At 72.0% G+C, this 14,456-nt stretch carries 17 protein-coding genes; 10 read left to right on the top strand and 7 right to left on the bottom strand.

Annotated elements, in window-relative coordinates; all coding sequences use genetic code 11:
• The first annotated feature begins 123 nt into the window (after positions 1-123).
• Both L2K70_RS13490 and L2K70_RS13485 read left to right on the top strand, forming a co-directional pair.
• Positions 124-666, top strand: coding sequence for a PadR family transcriptional regulator (locus L2K70_RS13490; protein WP_236402670.1), 543 nt, complete (start codon positions 124-126; stop codon positions 664-666).
• Positions 663-2,699, top strand: a complete 2,037-nt coding sequence (locus tag L2K70_RS13485) for an NADPH-dependent 2,4-dienoyl-CoA reductase (protein WP_236402669.1) — start codon at positions 663-665, stop codon at positions 2,697-2,699. The genes L2K70_RS13490 and L2K70_RS13485 overlap by 4 nt, the downstream gene beginning before the upstream one ends.
• Positions 2,700-2,888: 189 nt before the next feature.
• On the opposite strand, the gene L2K70_RS13480 is transcribed toward L2K70_RS13485, so the two are convergent.
• Complete coding sequence (locus L2K70_RS13480) at positions 2,889-3,296, bottom strand: hypothetical protein (RefSeq protein ID WP_236402668.1); 408 nt, start codon at positions 3,294-3,296, stop codon at positions 2,889-2,891.
• A gap of 158 nt (positions 3,297-3,454) precedes the next feature.
• On the opposite strand from L2K70_RS13480, the gene L2K70_RS13475 reads away from it, so the two are divergent.
• Both L2K70_RS13475 and L2K70_RS21715 read left to right on the top strand, forming a co-directional pair.
• Positions 3,455-4,108 carry a response regulator transcription factor gene (locus L2K70_RS13475; protein ID WP_236402667.1) on the top strand — a complete coding sequence of 218 codons (654 nt, stop codon included), beginning with the start codon at positions 3,455-3,457 and terminating at the stop codon, positions 4,106-4,108.
• The gene (locus L2K70_RS21715; protein WP_236402666.1) at positions 4,105-5,853 is read left to right on the top strand and encodes a sensor histidine kinase; all 1,749 of its coding nucleotides are present in this window, start codon (positions 4,105-4,107) and stop codon (positions 5,851-5,853) included. The genes L2K70_RS13475 and L2K70_RS21715 overlap by 4 nt, the downstream gene beginning before the upstream one ends.
• A gap of 1 nt (position 5,854) precedes the next feature.
• Here the strand turns inward: L2K70_RS21715 and L2K70_RS13465 are convergent, their stop codons facing one another.
• Positions 5,855-7,396, bottom strand: a complete 1,542-nt coding sequence (locus L2K70_RS13465) for an alpha/beta fold hydrolase (RefSeq protein WP_236402665.1) — start codon at positions 7,394-7,396, stop codon at positions 5,855-5,857.
• A 109-nt stretch (positions 7,397-7,505) separates the two neighbouring features.
• Here L2K70_RS13465 and L2K70_RS13460 point away from each other — a divergent pair, with 109 nt between their 5' ends.
• The 3 genes from L2K70_RS13460 (at position 7,506) to L2K70_RS13450 (ending at position 9,267) form a co-directional block, all read left to right on the top strand.
• Positions 7,506-8,000: a DUF1360 domain-containing protein gene (locus tag L2K70_RS13460; protein ID WP_236402664.1), complete on the top strand. Its 495-nt coding sequence runs from the start codon at positions 7,506-7,508 to the stop codon at positions 7,998-8,000.
• A 30-nt stretch (positions 8,001-8,030) separates the two neighbouring features.
• A complete protein-coding gene (locus L2K70_RS13455; RefSeq protein WP_236402663.1) occupies positions 8,031-8,801 on the top strand; it encodes an alpha/beta fold hydrolase in 771 nt (256 codons plus the stop codon).
• 103 nt (positions 8,802-8,904) lie between these two features.
• Positions 8,905-9,267: a DUF6907 domain-containing protein gene (locus tag L2K70_RS13450; RefSeq protein WP_236402662.1), complete on the top strand. Its 363-nt coding sequence runs from the start codon at positions 8,905-8,907 to the stop codon at positions 9,265-9,267.
• A 4-nt stretch (positions 9,268-9,271) separates the two neighbouring features.
• On the opposite strand, the gene L2K70_RS13445 is transcribed toward L2K70_RS13450, so the two are convergent.
• The 3 genes from L2K70_RS13445 to L2K70_RS13435 form a co-directional block, all read right to left on the bottom strand.
• Positions 9,272-10,279, bottom strand: coding sequence for a beta-ketoacyl-ACP synthase III (locus tag L2K70_RS13445; protein WP_236402661.1), 1,008 nt, complete (start codon positions 10,277-10,279; stop codon positions 9,272-9,274).
• Between the two features lie 30 nt (positions 10,280-10,309).
• Positions 10,310-10,456 carry a hypothetical protein gene (locus L2K70_RS13440; protein ID WP_236402660.1) on the bottom strand — a complete coding sequence of 49 codons (147 nt, stop codon included), beginning with the start codon at positions 10,454-10,456 and terminating at the stop codon, positions 10,310-10,312.
• Between the two features lie 77 nt (positions 10,457-10,533).
• Positions 10,534-10,944, bottom strand: coding sequence for a DUF1810 domain-containing protein (locus L2K70_RS13435; protein WP_236402659.1), 411 nt, complete (start codon positions 10,942-10,944; stop codon positions 10,534-10,536).
• 26 nt (positions 10,945-10,970) lie between these two features.
• Between L2K70_RS13435 and L2K70_RS13430 the strand changes: the two genes are divergently transcribed.
• A complete protein-coding gene (locus L2K70_RS13430) occupies positions 10,971-11,576 on the top strand; it encodes a DUF998 domain-containing protein (protein WP_236402658.1) in 606 nt (201 codons plus the stop codon).
• Positions 11,577-11,589: 13 nt separating this feature from the next.
• Here L2K70_RS13430 and L2K70_RS21230 read toward each other — a convergent pair whose 3' ends face one another.
• On the bottom strand, positions 11,590-11,724 hold the full coding sequence (locus tag L2K70_RS21230; protein WP_268930502.1) for a hypothetical protein: 135 nt from the start codon (positions 11,722-11,724) through the stop codon (positions 11,590-11,592).
• Between the two features lie 127 nt (positions 11,725-11,851).
• Between L2K70_RS21230 and L2K70_RS13425 the strand changes: the two genes are divergently transcribed.
• Together L2K70_RS13425 and L2K70_RS13420 are read left to right on the top strand one after the other, a co-directional pair.
• A complete protein-coding gene (locus L2K70_RS13425; protein ID WP_236402657.1) occupies positions 11,852-12,592 on the top strand; it encodes a hypothetical protein in 741 nt (246 codons plus the stop codon).
• Between the two features lie 103 nt (positions 12,593-12,695).
• Positions 12,696-13,868: a nucleotide sugar dehydrogenase gene (locus L2K70_RS13420; protein WP_308195814.1), complete on the top strand. Its 1,173-nt coding sequence runs from the start codon at positions 12,696-12,698 to the stop codon at positions 13,866-13,868.
• Positions 13,869-14,151: 283 nt separating this feature from the next.
• Here L2K70_RS13420 and L2K70_RS13415 read toward each other — a convergent pair whose 3' ends face one another.
• Positions 14,152-14,385, bottom strand: a complete 234-nt coding sequence (locus L2K70_RS13415; protein ID WP_236402656.1) for a GIY-YIG nuclease family protein — start codon at positions 14,383-14,385, stop codon at positions 14,152-14,154.
• Between the last annotated feature and the right edge of the window lie 71 nt (positions 14,386-14,456).

Genomic DNA, 14,456 nt, shown 5'->3' with positions numbered 1-14,456 from the left:
CGCGCCCCCCCACCAGCCCCCCGCCCCGCCCGGGGTTGGCCCCCCCCCCCCCCCCCCCCCCCACACCCGGAGGTGACCCAGACCACCTTGCAACTCGTTGCATAGGTCGGGCACACTCCGGGCATGGCCCTCGAGCACGCGCTCCTCGTCGCGCTGAGCGAGCGCCCGGCGAGCGGGCTCGAGCTCACCCGGCGGTTCGAGAAGTCGCTCGGCTTCTTCTGGCACGCCACCCACCAGCAGATCTACCGCGTGCTCGCACGGATGGAGTCCGACGACTGGGTCACGGTCGAGGTGGTCGAGCAGGAGGGTCGGCCGGACAAGCGCGTGCACACGCCGTCGGCGACCGGTCGCGCGGTGCTGGCCGAGTGGCTCGCGGCACCGCTGCAGACGGAGACCTTCCGCAGCGAGCTCGCGGTCAAGCTCCGCGGGGCGTCGTACGGCGACCGGGCCCGGCTGCTCGCCCAGCTGGTCGACCTGCGGGCCGACCACGCGACGCGGCTGGCGCGCTACGAGACGTTCGAGCGCGAGCAGTTCCCCGACCCCGCCGCGCTCGACGGCGTGGCGCTCGACCAGTGGCTGGTGCTGCGCGGCGGCCTGCGGCTCGAGCGGTTCTGGATCGACTGGATCACTGAGTACCTCGACGCCCACGGAGAGAGAAGCGCATGACGCACCCCCGCTACCCCCACCTCCTCGAGCCGATCACCCTCGGCACCGGCCCGGACGCGCTGACGCTGCGCAACCGCGTCGTGATGGGCTCGATGCACACCGGGCTCGAGGACCACCCGTGGGACATCGACAAGCTCGCGGCGTTCTTCGAGGAGCGGGCGCGCGGCGGCGTCGGGCTGATCATCACCGGCGGCTACGCGCCGACGAAGCGCGGCTGGCTCAAGCCGTTCGCCTCCGAGATGACCAACCGGCTGCACGCCGCGCGGCACCAGCGCGTCACCGGTCCGGTGCACGAGGCCGGGGGCGCGATCGCGCTGCAGGTGCTGCACGCCGGTCGCTACGGCTACCACCCGCTGTCGCAGAGCGCGTCGGACAAGAAGTCCCCGATCACGCCCTTCAAGCCGAGCGCAATGTCGGCCAAGGAGGTCGACCACACCGCGACCGCCTTCGCCAAGAGCGTCGCTCTCGCGAGGAAGGCCGGCTACGACGCGGTCGAGATCATGGGCTCCGAGGGCTACCTGATCAACCAGTTCCTCGCCGCGCGCACCAACGACCGCGACGACCAGTGGGGCGGATCGGCCGCGCGCCGGATGCACTTCGCCGTCGAGGTCGTACGACGCTCGCGCGAGCTGGTCGGCCCCGACTTCCCCATCGTCTACCGGATATCGCTGCTCGACCTCGTCGAGGGCGGCCAGACGTGGGAGGAGACGGCCGAGCTCGCGCTGCACCTGCAGGCCGCGGGCGTCACGGTCTTCAACACCGGCATCGGCTGGCACGAGGCGCGGGTGCCGACGATCATCACGCAGGTGCCGCGGGGCGCGTGGCGGTCGTACACGGCCCGGCTCAAGCAGGTCGTCGACGTACCGGTCTGCGCGTCCAACCGGATCAACACCCCCGAGCTCGCCGAGGAGATCCTCGCGGCCGGTGAGGCCGACCTCGTCTCGATGGCCCGGCCGCTCCTGGCCGACCCCGCCTTCGTCGCGAAGGCGATGGACGAGCGCGCGGACGAGATCAACACCTGCATCGCCTGCAACCAGGCCTGCCTCGACCACGTCTTCTCCAACCAGCGCGCCTCCTGTCTGGTCAACCCGCGCGCCTGCCACGAGACCGAGCTGCTCCTCACGCCGACGATGCGCACGCAGACCGTCGCCGTCGTCGGCGCGGGTCCCGCAGGCCTGGCCGCAGCGACCAGCGCGGCCGAGCGCGGCTTCGCCGTGACCCTCTTCGAGAAGTCGCCCGAGCTCGGCGGACAGTTCCGGCTGGCGATGGCGGTCCCCGGCAAGGAGGACTTCGCCGACACGCTGCGCTACTTCACCCGTCGCCTCGAGGTCCTCGGCGTCGACGTGCGCCTCTCGACCGAGGCCACCGCCGCCGACCTCGCCGGCTTCGACCAAGTGATCGTCTCGACCGGCGTCGAGCCCCGGATGCCCGACATCCCCGGCATCGACCACGCCAGCGTGGCGTCGTACGCCGACGTGCTGAGCGGCGCGGTCGTCCCCGGTCGTCGCGTCGCAGTGATCGGCGCAGGCGGCATCGGCGTGGACGTGTCGGTCTTCCTGACCCACGAGCAGGAGGACCTGGACGACTGGATGGCCCACTGGGGTGTCGGCGACCCGGCCCTCACGGCCGGCGGGCTGACCGAGGCCAAGCCGCGCACCCCCGCGCGCGAGGTCACCCTGGTCCAGCGCAAGACCACGCCCATCGGCATCGGGCTGGGCAAGACGTCGGGGTGGGCGCACCGCGCGGTGCTCAAGCAGTCCCAGGTCACCCAGGTCAGCGGCGCGACCTACGACCGCATCGACGACGAGGGCCTGCACGTCACCGTCGACGGCGAGCAGCGCGTGATCGAGGTGGACACGGTCGTGGTCTGCGCCGGCCAGGAGTCGGTCCGGAGCCTGTACGACGCCCTCGACCGCGAGGCGCACCTCGTCGGCGGCGCCACGGTGCACCTGATCGGCGGAGCCGATGTCGCTGCCGAGCTCGACGCGAAGCGCGCGATCAAGCAGGGCACGGAGGTCGTCGCGGCGCTCTGAGACCGAGTGGCCACGGCTACGGCGGACCCGATCGATGGGATCGGGTCCGCCGGTCAGCCCCTGCCGATGTGGTCGGACCACTGTTCACGGATCACGGTCGCCGCGCAGGCGGACCTGCGGAGCCCGTCCGCCCCAGGGGCGGGGCGAGACCGCCAGCCTAGGAGCCGGCGGCCGCGGGTGCACCCGGTTTCAGCCCCGCTTCGGCGGGGCGAACATCAGGACGACCATCGCGATCGTCCAGACCACGCCGCCCGCGACGGCGAGCTTGAGGCCCGCAGGGACGTCGACGAAGAAGGCCGGGAGCGACGTCAGCGTGACCACGATCAGGCTGGCCGCGGCGAGCCGGTTCGCGGGCCGGCTGCCGTTGCGCCAGGCCACGATCGTGGCCGGGAGGGCGACCGCCGAGAGGATCGTGCAGACGAGCATGATGGCGAAGGGCGGACCGTCGTTGCCGCCGGTGTCGGTCGGGAAGAAGACGCTCGGGAGGTTGACGATCGCGTTGACGATCGCGAGGACGAACCCGACCTTGTTCTTCGTGCTCCACACGGTGCGGGTCACGGCCTCCGGGGTGGTGGCGGTGTTCGTGGCGGCGGTCATGCTGGCTCCTCTGATGGCAGCGGTGGTTGGTGCGACCACCGTGGCCGCCCCGAGGCGTGCCGGCATCGGCGTACGGTCCCCATCCTGCGGGAGATCTCCCGGGTCGGATAGGTGCAGGATCCCGGGTCTGGACCGCCCGGACGCGGGAGCATGGATCCATGGCCCCGACCGACCCGATCCGCGTCGTGCTCGTCGACGACCACCCGGTCGTGCTGGGAGGCCTGCGGGCGCTGCTCGCGTCGCTGCCGGGGTTCGAGGTGGTCGGCGAGGCCACCGACGGTGAGGCGGGCGTGCGCGAGGTGGTCCTCACCAAGCCCGACGTGGTCCTGATGGACATCCGGATGCCCGGCATCGACGGCCTCGAGGCCACCCGCCGCATCCGGGACGCGACGACCGGCGTGGCCGTGCTGGTGCTGACGATGTTCGACGACGACGACACCGTGTTCGGCGCGATGCGCGCCGGGGCGCAGGGCTACCTGCTCAAGGGGGCGGACCAGGGCGAGATCGACCGGGCCATCCGCGCGGTCGTCGCCGGCGAGGCGATCTTCAGCCCGGGTGTCGCGCAACGGGTGCTGGGCTACTTCGCCGCTCCGCCGCCCGCCGCCGACCCGTTCCCCGGCCTGACCGCACGCGAGCGCGAGGTGCTCGACCTCGTCGCGGCCGGGATCCGCAACCCGGAGATCGCCGGGCGGCTGCACCTGTCGCCGAAGACGGTGGCCAACCACATCTCGTCGATCTTCGTGAAGCTCGAGGTGGCCGACCGCTCGGCCGCCATCGTGCGGGCCCGGCAGGGCGGGCTGGGCGGGTCGTGACCGCCGACCTGGTCGTCGCCGCTGCCGTCGGCGTCGTGACCGCGGCCTCCGGCTGGGTCGTGTGGCAGAGCGGTCGTGCGCGCGCCAGCGCAGCCGCTCTCCAGCTCGCGGGGGCGCTGCTCGTGGGGGGCTGGGGACTGGTCGTCGTCGACGCCGACCCGCTGGCGGCGACGGCGTTCCGCGCTGGCGGCGCCCTGCTGCTGCCGCTGGCCGTGCTCGCCTACCCACGCCTGGCCTGGCGCGATCCGCTCTCCTTCGTCCTGCTGGTCGTCATCGTCGGCGGCGGCCTGCTGGCGGTGGCGTGGCCGGCCACCCTCGTCCCGATGGGCTACGTGATCGGCACGGCCCTGCTCCTGCACGCCTGGTGGGCGTTCGAGACGGGCTCGTCCGAGGACCGACGGGCCCTGACGTGGAGCACCCTGGCGTGGATCACGGCCGGGCTGGTGGTCGCCTTCCTCGCGTTCCTCAGCGAGTCGGCCGGCCGGGGGGTCTTCAGCGACCTGGACACGCTCTTCGTCGCGAGCATCGCCGTCGGTCCGGTGGCGATGGTCGTCGGGATCGTGCGGCCCGAGGTGGTCGACGTACGCGGACTGGTCACGCGCGCGGTCGTCTCCACCACGGTCTTCGTCGCCTTCCTCTCTGCAGCCATCGGCCTCGCCTCGGTCGTCGAGGTCGTCAGCGGCGAGCCCATGCGGACCACGCCGCTCGCGGCGCTGTGCGCACTCCTCGCGTTCGGCGTACGACCCCTCCAGGTGCTGCTGCGCGGTGTCGTCGACCAACTGCTCTTCGGCGACCGCCCCGACCCGCTGGCCGCCGCGACCTCCGTCGCCGACCGGATCGGCGACGACCCCGCGCTCGCGCTCGACGCCGTCCGGGAGGCGCTCGTCCTGCCCTACGCGAGCATCCGGACCGGGGGTGAGGTGCTCGCGTCGTCCGGGACACAGGTGACCCACACGCGGACCCTCCCGCTGCGGCTCGGCACCGACGAGGTCGGCGAGGTGGTGGTCGGCCTCCGTGCCGGAGACCTGTCCCTGTCGTCGGGTGACGAGGACGTGCTGCGCATCGTCGCGCCACTGCTCGCCCAGACGCTGCGCGCGCAGGCGATGAGCCGCGACCTGCGGGAGTCGCGGGAGGCCACGGTGACGGCGGTCGAGGAGGAACGACGGCGGCTCCGACGCGACCTCCACGACGGGCTCGGCCCCACCCTGAGCGGCGTCGCCTTCGCCACGGACGCGGCGCGCAACCAGCTGCGCACCGACCCCGACCGGGCCGACGAGCTGTTGGTCGGGCTGCGCACCGAGACCGCGGCCGCCATCGCGGAGATCCGCCGGCTCGTCGAGGGCCTGCGACCGCCCGCGCTCGACCAGCTCGGTCTCGTGGGCGCCGTACGGCAGCACGCGGCGACGCTGCACTCCTCGTCCGGAACGCCGCTCGCGGTCACCGTCGACATCGACGACCACCTGCCCGCGCTGTCGGCGGCGACGGAGGTCGCGGCGTACCGCATCGTCGTCGAGGCGCTCACCAATGCCGCCCGGCACGCCGCCGCGTCGACTGCCACCGTGACGATGCAGGTGCGCGAGCGTCAGCTCGTCATCGCCGTCCGCGACGACGGTCGGTCCGACGCCGCGTGGGTGCCCGGCGTCGGCATGTCCTCCATGCGCGAGCGCGCGCTCCAGGTGGGCGGCACGCTGAGGGCGACCGCGACTGCGGGTGGCGGGCTGGTGGAGGCTTCCCTCCCGCTCTGACTCAGCGCGTCGTGACCGGCAGGTTCACCTGCACGTCGCGGAGCTTCATCGCACCGACCACGCGGCTGTTGAAGCCGAGCGACATGTCGGAGACGGGCGAGACGGTGAGGAAGAGCGTCTTCCCGGCCGGTACGTCGACGGCGACCGACGGCAGCTCGACCCCCGTGCGCGGCTTGCCGATCACGATGCCGTTCTCGCGGATCGGCAGCATGTTGTTCTGCACGATCTTGGCGTCGAGCGGGCTGGTGCCGACCGACAGCGCCAGGAAGGCGCGGTTGTCGAGGCCGACGGTCGTGACCTTCGCGTCGAGCGTCGGCGAGCCCGCGATCGTCAGCGGACCCTGCGCGACCGGGTAGGAGATCGGCACGCCGACGCCGACGGTGCTGACCACGTCGCCGAGCGGGACGGTGGTCGACGGCGCGACCGACGGCACGGTCACGCACCGCTCGCCGGCCGTGGTCAGGTGGTAGCTGCCGAAGCCGGTGAGTCCGGTCCGCTTGCCCTGCAGGTTCTGCTGGAGGAAGCGCAGCCCCAGGTCGGCGAAGGACGCGCTGCCCAGCTCGGGTGAGCACGCGTCGGTGTTGACCAGCGGGATGTCGAGGTTGGTGCCACCCGGGAGCAGCGACGGCAGGATGTGGCCGCCGTTGTAGCCGACGAAGATGCTGCGGCTGCGGGCCTTGTCGGTCAGGGCCCTCTCGAAGTTGGTGAGGCCCTGGTCGAGCGGGAAGAGGTTGTCGGTGGCGCCCTGCCCGAAGAGCACCGGCACGTCGAGCCTGCGGCCCTGCCGCACGTGCCACTCCGGACCGTTCTTGTCGAGGAAGTCGTAGAGGTACGACGGCACGTTGCCGGTCGCGCTGGTCTCGGCGAAGCCCTGCAGCACGAGCGGCGGGAGCGCGTTGGTCGGGAGGGCAGCCGCGGTGAGGGCGGCGGCCCACTCGGTGCGCGGGACGCCCTGCGGGAACAGGCTCTCGGTGAGGCTCCACCAGGTGATCTCCGGGACCAGCGCGTCGAACCGGGTCGCGCCGCGGTCGCGCAGCTCGCTGAAGGCGCCGACGAACTGGTAGCCGCCGCCGTACGACCCACCGATTGCGCCGAGCACCGGGTCGCCGGGCTTCTGCTTCTTCACCCAGTCCTGTGCGGCGACGAGGTCGACGATCCGCTGGACGTCCTTGCCCTCGACGTCGGGGTTCTCGATGTAGGCCTGGCCACCGCTCTCGCCAAAGCCGCGCTGGTCGAAGCTCAGCACGCCGAAGCCGGCATCGGTCAGGTAGGAGAACGACGCCGGGTCCTTCGTCCGGCTGCCGCCCCAGCCGTGGCTGTGCAGCACCATCGGCACGGGGCTCGAGGCCGACGCACCCGCCGGCCGGAACAGCGTGAAGCAGATGTCGACCGGAGTCGTCGTACCCGGGTCAGGGACGCTCTGGACGCAGCCGTCGGTGGTGGTGACCGCCGCCGCCGTGGCCGGCGAGGCGACGGGGGCGACGAGCAGCGGGCTGGCAGCAGCGGTGACGACGCCGAGGACGGCGGCGAGGAGTCGGTGCATCGCGGGGGCCTCTCCGGGGTGAGCGGGTCTACCCGTCCAACGAGAGCGAGTGGCGGTGGTCACGGCGGGGCCGGCCGTTCGCCGGGCCGCGTCCGGGGTACGGAGCCGCATGCCCTCCCTCCTCCACGACCCGTCCGCCTACGACACGGGCGACGACGTCAACCTCGGTGGGTACGCCGGCAGCCTGGTGACGTACGCCGCGGGTGTCGGCTTCCTCCTGATCGCCGCCCGCGTCACCGGCCGCCAGCTGCCTCGGACCTACTCGACCCGGGACCTCGTGGTGGGCGGGGTGGCGACCCACAAGCTGACGCGGCTGCTGAGCAGGGCGTCGGTCACCAGCCCGCTCCGCGCGCCCTTCACGACCTTCGACGCGCCCGCCGGCTCCGGCGAGCACGTCGAGAGCGCGCGCGGGGACCACGGACTGCGCCACACCGTCGGCGAGCTGCTGACCTGCCCGTTCTGCCTCGGGGTGTGGGTCGGGACGGCGTACGTCGCCGGGCTCGTCGCGGCGCCGGGGCCGACGCGGGCGCTGGCAGCCGTCATGACGGTGGTCGCCGGCTCCGACACCCTGCAGCACGCGTACTCGCGCCTCCGCGGCGACTGATCCAGTCAGCCCCGCCCGTACGGTCGACCCATGCGCACCCCGCTGCTCGCACTCACCGGCCTCCGGTCGCGCGCCCGCGCCGCCGACGACGTGGACGCGCTGGCCGCCCCGGCCGGACCCCCGCCGACCTGGGCGACGCTCGGCGAGCTGGCCTCGCCGCTGGCCGCCGCCCGTCTGGTCGGCGCACTTCCCCGCCTCGCCGCGGCACCTCGCGGCGACGGCCACCTCGTCGTCGACATCCCCGGGTGGCGCGCACCCGAGCTCTCCGGCGCTCCCCTGCGGCGCTACCTCCGCCTCCTCGGGTACGACGCCAGCGGCTGGGGCTTCGGCACCAACACCGGCGACCCGAGGCGCGACGTCGAGCGGCTGTCGGCCCGCCTGCTCGACCTCGTGGACGAGGCCGGACGCCCCGCGTCGCTGGTCGGCTGGAGCCTCGGCGGGGTGATCGCACGGGAGGTCGCGCGCCGTCATCCGGAGGCCGTGCGCCGGGTCGTCACCTACGGCACGCCGGTCGCCGGCGGGGCGGCGTACACCTCGATCGGCCGTGCGTACGGACGCAGCGGGGGCGTCGACGCCGCCTCGGAGACAGTGGCGCGGCGGCTCGACGCGAGGTCCCCGATCTCCGTGCCCCTGACGGTCATGTTCTCGCGGCGCGACGGCATCGTGGCGTGGCAGGCGTGCATCGACCACCGCACGTCCGGTGCCGAGCACGTCGAGGTGTCGTCGACCCACATCGGGATGGGCGTCGACCCGGACGTGTGGTCCGTCGTCGCCGACCGTCTCGCCCGCCCCGGCACGTGACGGGGGCCTCACCCCGAGGGGTATGCAGCCGTGTCCTGCCGGGTACTTCCGGCGTTGAATGCCGAGAACCCGTCATTCTCCGGGGACGCTCGAAAGGCCATCCATGACCCTCATCGCACCGACCGGTGACACGCCGCCCTCCACCGGGCTGCCGCCCGTCACCTGCGCGAGCTGGTGCATCGACGGCACCGGCCACACCGACGCCCCGTTCCCCGAGGACCAGGTCTGTCGCGGCACCACCGTCGACGTCGAGCTGACCCGCCGCCCGCTCGTGGAGGTCGCCGAGGACCAGTGGGCCCGCGAGACCGTCCACCTCTACCTCCGGCGCAACCCGGGCTCGCACACGCCGACCGTCGAGGTCTACCGCGGTGAGCTCGGCGAGTCCGTGACGTTCACCCTCGACGAGGCGGAGGCACTGGGCATGGCCTTGGTGCGGTCCGTGCTGGAGGCGCGGAGCGCGCGCTGACGACTCACCCGAGCCGGGGCAGCGTCACGACCTGGCCGGCGTAGCTGAGGCCGGCACCGAACGCGATCAGCAGGGCGGTGTCGCCCGGGGCGGCCTCGTCGTGCCGGATCATCGCCTCGATCGCCAGTGGCACGGAGGCCGCCGAGGTGTTGCCGGAGTCGACGACGTCGGTCGCGATCGCGACCGAGTCGGGAAGGCCGATGTTCTTCGCGAGCGTCTGGGTGATCCGCAGGTTGGCCTGGTGCGGGATGAACGCGTCGAGGTCCTCGACGCCGATGCCGGCCAGCCCGAGCGCCTCGTGCGCGACCTTCGCCATGGCGAACGGCGCCCAGCGGAAGACCGCGGTGCCCTCCATCTGCACGACCGGGTGGTCGAGGCCCTCGCGCCCAGCGTGACCGCCCAGGCAGCTCGGGGTCTGGGTGATCACGTGCGCCTGCGAGCCGTCGGAGCCCCATGCGGTCGGACCGATGCCGGCGGCGTCGGACGGTCCGACGACGACCGCGCCAGCTCCGTCGGCGAAGATGAACGCGGTGCCACGGTCGGTCGGGTCCATGAAGCGGCTCAGCTGCTCGACGCCGACGACGAGCACGTGCGACTCGGCGCCCGAGCGCACCATCGACGCCGCGAGGTTGAGTGCGTGGCAGAAGCCGGCGCAGCCTGCCGAGATGTCGAAGGCGGCCGCGGTGATGCCGAGCGCGGTCGCGACCTGCGGTGCCGAGGCGGGCGTGTGCTCGGGGTGGGTGGACGTCGCGACGATCACGCATCCGATCTGGTTCGCGTCGACGCCGGCCGCCACCAGCGCCTTCTGCGACGCGCTGACCGACATGCCGATCAGCGTCTCGCCCTCGGCGGCGAACCGGCGCGTCCGGATGCCCGAGCGCGTCTGGATCCACTCGTCGGAGGAGTCCAGCACCTCACAGATCTCGTCGTTGGTGACGACCCGCTCGGGCCGGTGGACGCCGAGGCCGAGCATCGCTGCGTGGGTGAGCTCGGCGGTCTGCTGGATCGTCATGGAGCGAGCATAGGCACGACGACCAGCGACCTACAGACCGCTGTCGGGCCGGGTCTGCGGGTCCGCCTGCGGCTCCGGTGGGTCCGGTGCCTCACCGGGCTTGACGGGGTTCACCGCCGGGTCGCCGGACGGCACGATCTCGGGGTCGGACTCGGGCTCCATCGGTGTCGTGGTCATGTCCCAGTCGTACGCCGCACGCGCCCGCACCACAACGGTCCGACCACCCCTTGCGGTGGGACCGCACCACCCGACCCTCACTCCAGGAGCGCGACGGTCCGCCCGTCCTCCTCACCGCCGTAGAACCTCTCGAGCACCTCGCGGAAGACCGGTTCCGACGGGTCGGCGTGGGCGAAGAGCGTCATCGACGAGCGCAGCTTGACCGCGTCGATCGACCCCAGGACCTGCTCCGCGGTGACGTCCTCGAGGTCGAGGAGCGCCCGACAGCACTCGAGCAGCCGCGGACCCAGGACGTCGTGCCGGAGGTACGCCGTGGCCTCGGCGAGGTCGCGGACGGCGTACTGCTGCGAGGTGCTGCTCATGCCCAGCCCCGCCACCTGCGGGAAGACCCACCACATCCAGTGGCTCGACTTGCGGCCTCGTCGGAGCTCGCCGAGCGCCTGGTCGTAGGTCCCGGCCTGCGCGTCGACGAAGCGTTCGAGGTCCATGCCGCCCAATGTGCCACGGTGGGCCCGTGACCGACCTCCCCACCCGTGCCGCGCGGCTCGGCGCGATCGCCTTCCTGCTGCGACCGACGTACATCGCGACCGAGGTCGTCACCGCCGCCGCGACGACGGGCGGCTACAGCTTCATGTCCGACTCGGTCAGCAAGCTGGGCGAGGTGGGGTGCACGGCGGCGTACTGCTCGCCTTGGCACGAGGTGATGAACGGGTCCTTCATGGCCTACGGGATGCTCCTCGCCGGCGGCGCGCTGCTGATGGCGAAGCCGCTCGGCCCGTGGGTGACGGGACTGCTCGTGGTGTCGGGCGTGAGCTCGTACGCCACTGGGCTGGCGCCGCTCGACCAGGACGCCACGCTGCACGCGATCGCCGCGACGCCGCTGTTCGTCGGCCAGCCGCTTGCGCTGCTGCTGCTCGGGTGGCGGGTCCGCCAGCAACGACCGCGGTCGTCGAAGGCGCTCCTCGCGACGGGTGCAGTCACGGCAGCCGCGGCCGTCGGGTTCATCGTCTCCGGCGACGATGGCGCGGCCGGGGCGCTCGAGCGGCTCGCGCTCTGGCCGGTGCTCGTCGGACTGGCCGGCTTCGCCTGGACGCAGCTGCCCCGGCGCCGTCGCCGGTGATCAGCGCGGGTGATCAGCGCGGACGCTGGCGACGCTCCTGGACCTTGCGCACCGCGCTCTTGATCCGCGCCTGGTTCTGCGGCTTGCGCGCCTCGTCGTAGACCTTCTTGGCGACGGCGAACGCTCCGGCCTTCTTCATGATCCCCATCTCCCCACCCTGCCAGCGCGCTCCAACCGCGTTTCATCCTTAAGTCGGACATCCGTGACCCGGGTCACGCCGAATCCAAGGGCAAGTCGCCGGTCCCGGCGACGTTGCCGACGAAGGGTTCGATCCCATGCGCCTCCCCAGCATCCGCCGCCCGTCCCCGTCCATGGCCGTCTCGGTCATGGCCCTGCTCGTGGCCTCGACCGGTACGTCGTACGCCGCCGGGCTGATCGGGTCGGACGACATCAAGAACAACTCGATCCAGAGCAAGGACGTCAAGGACGGCTCGCTCAAGGGTCGCGACATCAAGGGCGACTCGATCGGGTCCAACAAGATCCGCAACGGCTCGCTCAAGGAGCGCGACTTCAGGCCCGGCGTCCTCAAGGCCGGGCCCGCGGGCCCCGCCGGTGTCGGTCGCTGGGCACTCGTCGACGCGACGGGCGCGATCATCGCGCAGTCCGGTGGCTTCACGGTGACCGCCGCCTACCCGACGCTGCCCAACACCGCGGTGCTGCCGGCCGACAACTCGCTCCGCGCCAACGGCAACGTCTACATCAACGCCGGCGAGAACCTCACCAACAACGGCATCATCGCCACGATCGCCCTGCAGAACACGGTCGACCAGAACGGCGACGGCATCACCACCGGCCGTTCCACCGCGAACGGCGGCGCCGACGTGAACCCGGAGTTCTCCGGCGAGGTCACGGCCGCGATGTGCCAGCCCGGCGTCGTGAACTGTGCGCCTCCCGGCACCGGCAACACCAACCACCTGGTCGTGAGCCCGCGCAACAGCGACGGCAGCTTCACCACCGACGGCACGCGGAAGCGCTTCTACGTCGTCGTGACCGGCGACTCCAGCGACCGGAGCTGACCGGACCGGGGGGCAGACGGCGTCATGCGGGGAGGGTCCTCCCATCCGCCCCGCATGACGTCCCCGGCCGTCCCGTGACGCCGAGGTGCGGCAGACTGGCAGCGTGACTGCGAAGATCTCCGTCGCCGGGCTCGGCTACGTCGGGCTGTCCATGGCGGTGCTGCTGGCCCGCCACAACACGGTCGTCGGCCTCGACCTCGACGCGCCTCGCATCGAGCGCCTGCGTCGCGGCGAGAGCCCGATCCACGACGACGACATCTCACGCTTCCTGGCCGAGGAGGACCTCGACCTCGCGTTCACGCTCGACGCCGAGGAGGCCCACACCGGCGCCGACTTCGTCATCATCGCGACGCCGACCAACTACGACCCGGTGACGAACTACTTCGACACCAGCTCGATCGAGCAGGTGATGCGCGACGTCATCCGGATCGCGCCGGAGGCGACGATGGTCGTGAAGTCGACCGTCCCCGTCGGGTACATCGAGGACGTACGCCGGAGGCTCGGCACCAACAACGTCCTCTTCTCCCCCGAGTTCCTCCGCGAGGGCCGGGCGCTGCACGACAACCTCCACCCCGCCCGCATCGTCGTGGGCGAGGACACCGAGCAGGCGCGGGCCTTCGCCGACCTGCTGCTCAAGGGCGCGGACGCCGACGACGTACCGGTCCTCTTCACCCAGCCCACCGAGGCCGAGGCGATCAAGCTGTTCGCCAACACCTACCTCGCGATGCGCGTGGCCTACTTCAACGAGCTGGACTCCTTCGCGATGGCGCGCGGGCTCGACAGCCGCCACATCATCGACGGCGTCGGGCTCGATCCGCGGATCGGCACCCACTACAACAACCCGTCCTTCGGCTACGGCGGCTACTGCCTGCCCAAGGACACCAAGCAGCTGCTCGCCAACTACTCCGACGTACCGCAGACGCTGATCTCCGCGATCGTCGAGGCCAACACGACCCGCAAGGACTTCATCGCCTTCGACATCCTCGACCGCGCACCGCGCGTCGTCGGCATCCACCGGCTGATCATGAAGGCCGGCTCGGACAACTTCCGCGAGTCCTCGGTGCAGGGGATCATGAAGCGGATCAAGGCCAAGGGCGTCGAGGTCGTCGTCTACGAGCCCGAGCTCGGCGCCGACACCTGGTTCGGCTCGGAGGTCACCAGCGACCTGGCGTCCTTCAAGCAGCGCGCCGACCTCATCGTCGCCAACCGCATGGTCGAGGAGCTCCGCGACGTGGCCGACAAGGTCTACACCCGCGACCTCTTCGGCAACGACTGAGCGGCTGCATCGCTGGTTGAGGTGCGAACAGCGCCAGCGACCCCATCGCTGGTTGAGGTGCGAGGAGCGCCAGCGACCCCATCGCTGGTTGAGGTGCGAGGAGCGCCAGCGACCTCATCGCTGGTTGAGGTGCGAGGAGCGCCAGCGACCCCATCGCTGGTTGAGGTGCGAGGAGCGCCAGCGACGAGCCTCGAAACCTGCGATGGATCGCGCCGTCAGCCCTCCCGCGGTCGGCCACCACGACGCGACGCGAGATCCGGCAGCAGCTAGAAGTCCCCACGGATCAGGGCGTCCCGCTTCCTCCGTCCCCAGCCCTGGATCTGCTTCTCGAGCCGAAGGCGAGCGCGACGTTCTCGACCTCGCCGTGCCAGACGAGCTCCACCGGGCGGCGCGACCGCGTGTAGACACACGCGTCCTCGACCGCGTGGTTGTGCTGGAAGAGCCGCCTCTCCAGGTTGCGGGTGCTGCCGACGTAGTAGGAGCCGTCCGAGCAGCGGAGCATGTAGACGAAGGGCATGCCTCGATCGTCGTCGCGCGGTCGCGACCTTGCGAGATGGTTGACCGCACCTGTGGACAGTGGTTTCGAGG

It is taken from the genome of Nocardioides potassii (assembly GCF_021648885.1).
Taxonomy (GTDB): Bacteria; Actinomycetota; Actinomycetes; order Propionibacteriales; family Nocardioidaceae; genus Nocardioides; species Nocardioides potassii.
This window is presented reverse-complemented; position numbering and strand designations above follow the sequence as displayed.

Bases quoted from the DNA above. Each gene is read 5' to 3' on its own strand.
- L2K70_RS13490 (WP_236402670.1), top strand. From the start codon at position 124: ATGGCCCTCGAGCACGCGCTCCTCGTCGCGCTGAGCGAGCGCCCGGCG.
- L2K70_RS13485 (WP_236402669.1), top strand. From the start codon at position 663: ATGACGCACCCCCGCTACCCCCACCTCCTCGAGCCGATCACCCTCGGC.
- L2K70_RS13480 (WP_236402668.1), bottom strand. From the start codon at position 3,296: ATGACCGCCGCCACGAACACCGCCACCACCCCGGAGGCCGTGACCCGC.
- L2K70_RS13475 (WP_236402667.1), top strand. From the start codon at position 3,455: ATGGCCCCGACCGACCCGATCCGCGTCGTGCTCGTCGACGACCACCCG.
- L2K70_RS13465 (WP_236402665.1), bottom strand. From the start codon at position 7,396: ATGCACCGACTCCTCGCCGCCGTCCTCGGCGTCGTCACCGCTGCTGCC.
- L2K70_RS13460 (WP_236402664.1), top strand. From the start codon at position 7,506: ATGCCCTCCCTCCTCCACGACCCGTCCGCCTACGACACGGGCGACGAC.
- L2K70_RS13455 (WP_236402663.1), top strand. From the start codon at position 8,031: ATGCGCACCCCGCTGCTCGCACTCACCGGCCTCCGGTCGCGCGCCCGC.
- L2K70_RS13450 (WP_236402662.1), top strand. From the start codon at position 8,905: ATGACCCTCATCGCACCGACCGGTGACACGCCGCCCTCCACCGGGCTG.
- L2K70_RS13445 (WP_236402661.1), bottom strand. From the start codon at position 10,279: ATGACGATCCAGCAGACCGCCGAGCTCACCCACGCAGCGATGCTCGGC.
- L2K70_RS13440 (WP_236402660.1), bottom strand. From the start codon at position 10,456: ATGACCACGACACCGATGGAGCCCGAGTCCGACCCCGAGATCGTGCCG.
- L2K70_RS13435 (WP_236402659.1), bottom strand. From the start codon at position 10,944: ATGGACCTCGAACGCTTCGTCGACGCGCAGGCCGGGACCTACGACCAG.
- L2K70_RS21230 (WP_268930502.1), bottom strand. From the start codon at position 11,724: ATGGGGATCATGAAGAAGGCCGGAGCGTTCGCCGTCGCCAAGAAGGTC.
- L2K70_RS13425 (WP_236402657.1), top strand. From the start codon at position 11,852: ATGCGCCTCCCCAGCATCCGCCGCCCGTCCCCGTCCATGGCCGTCTCG.
- L2K70_RS13415 (WP_236402656.1), bottom strand. From the start codon at position 14,385: ATGCCCTTCGTCTACATGCTCCGCTGCTCGGACGGCTCCTACTACGTC.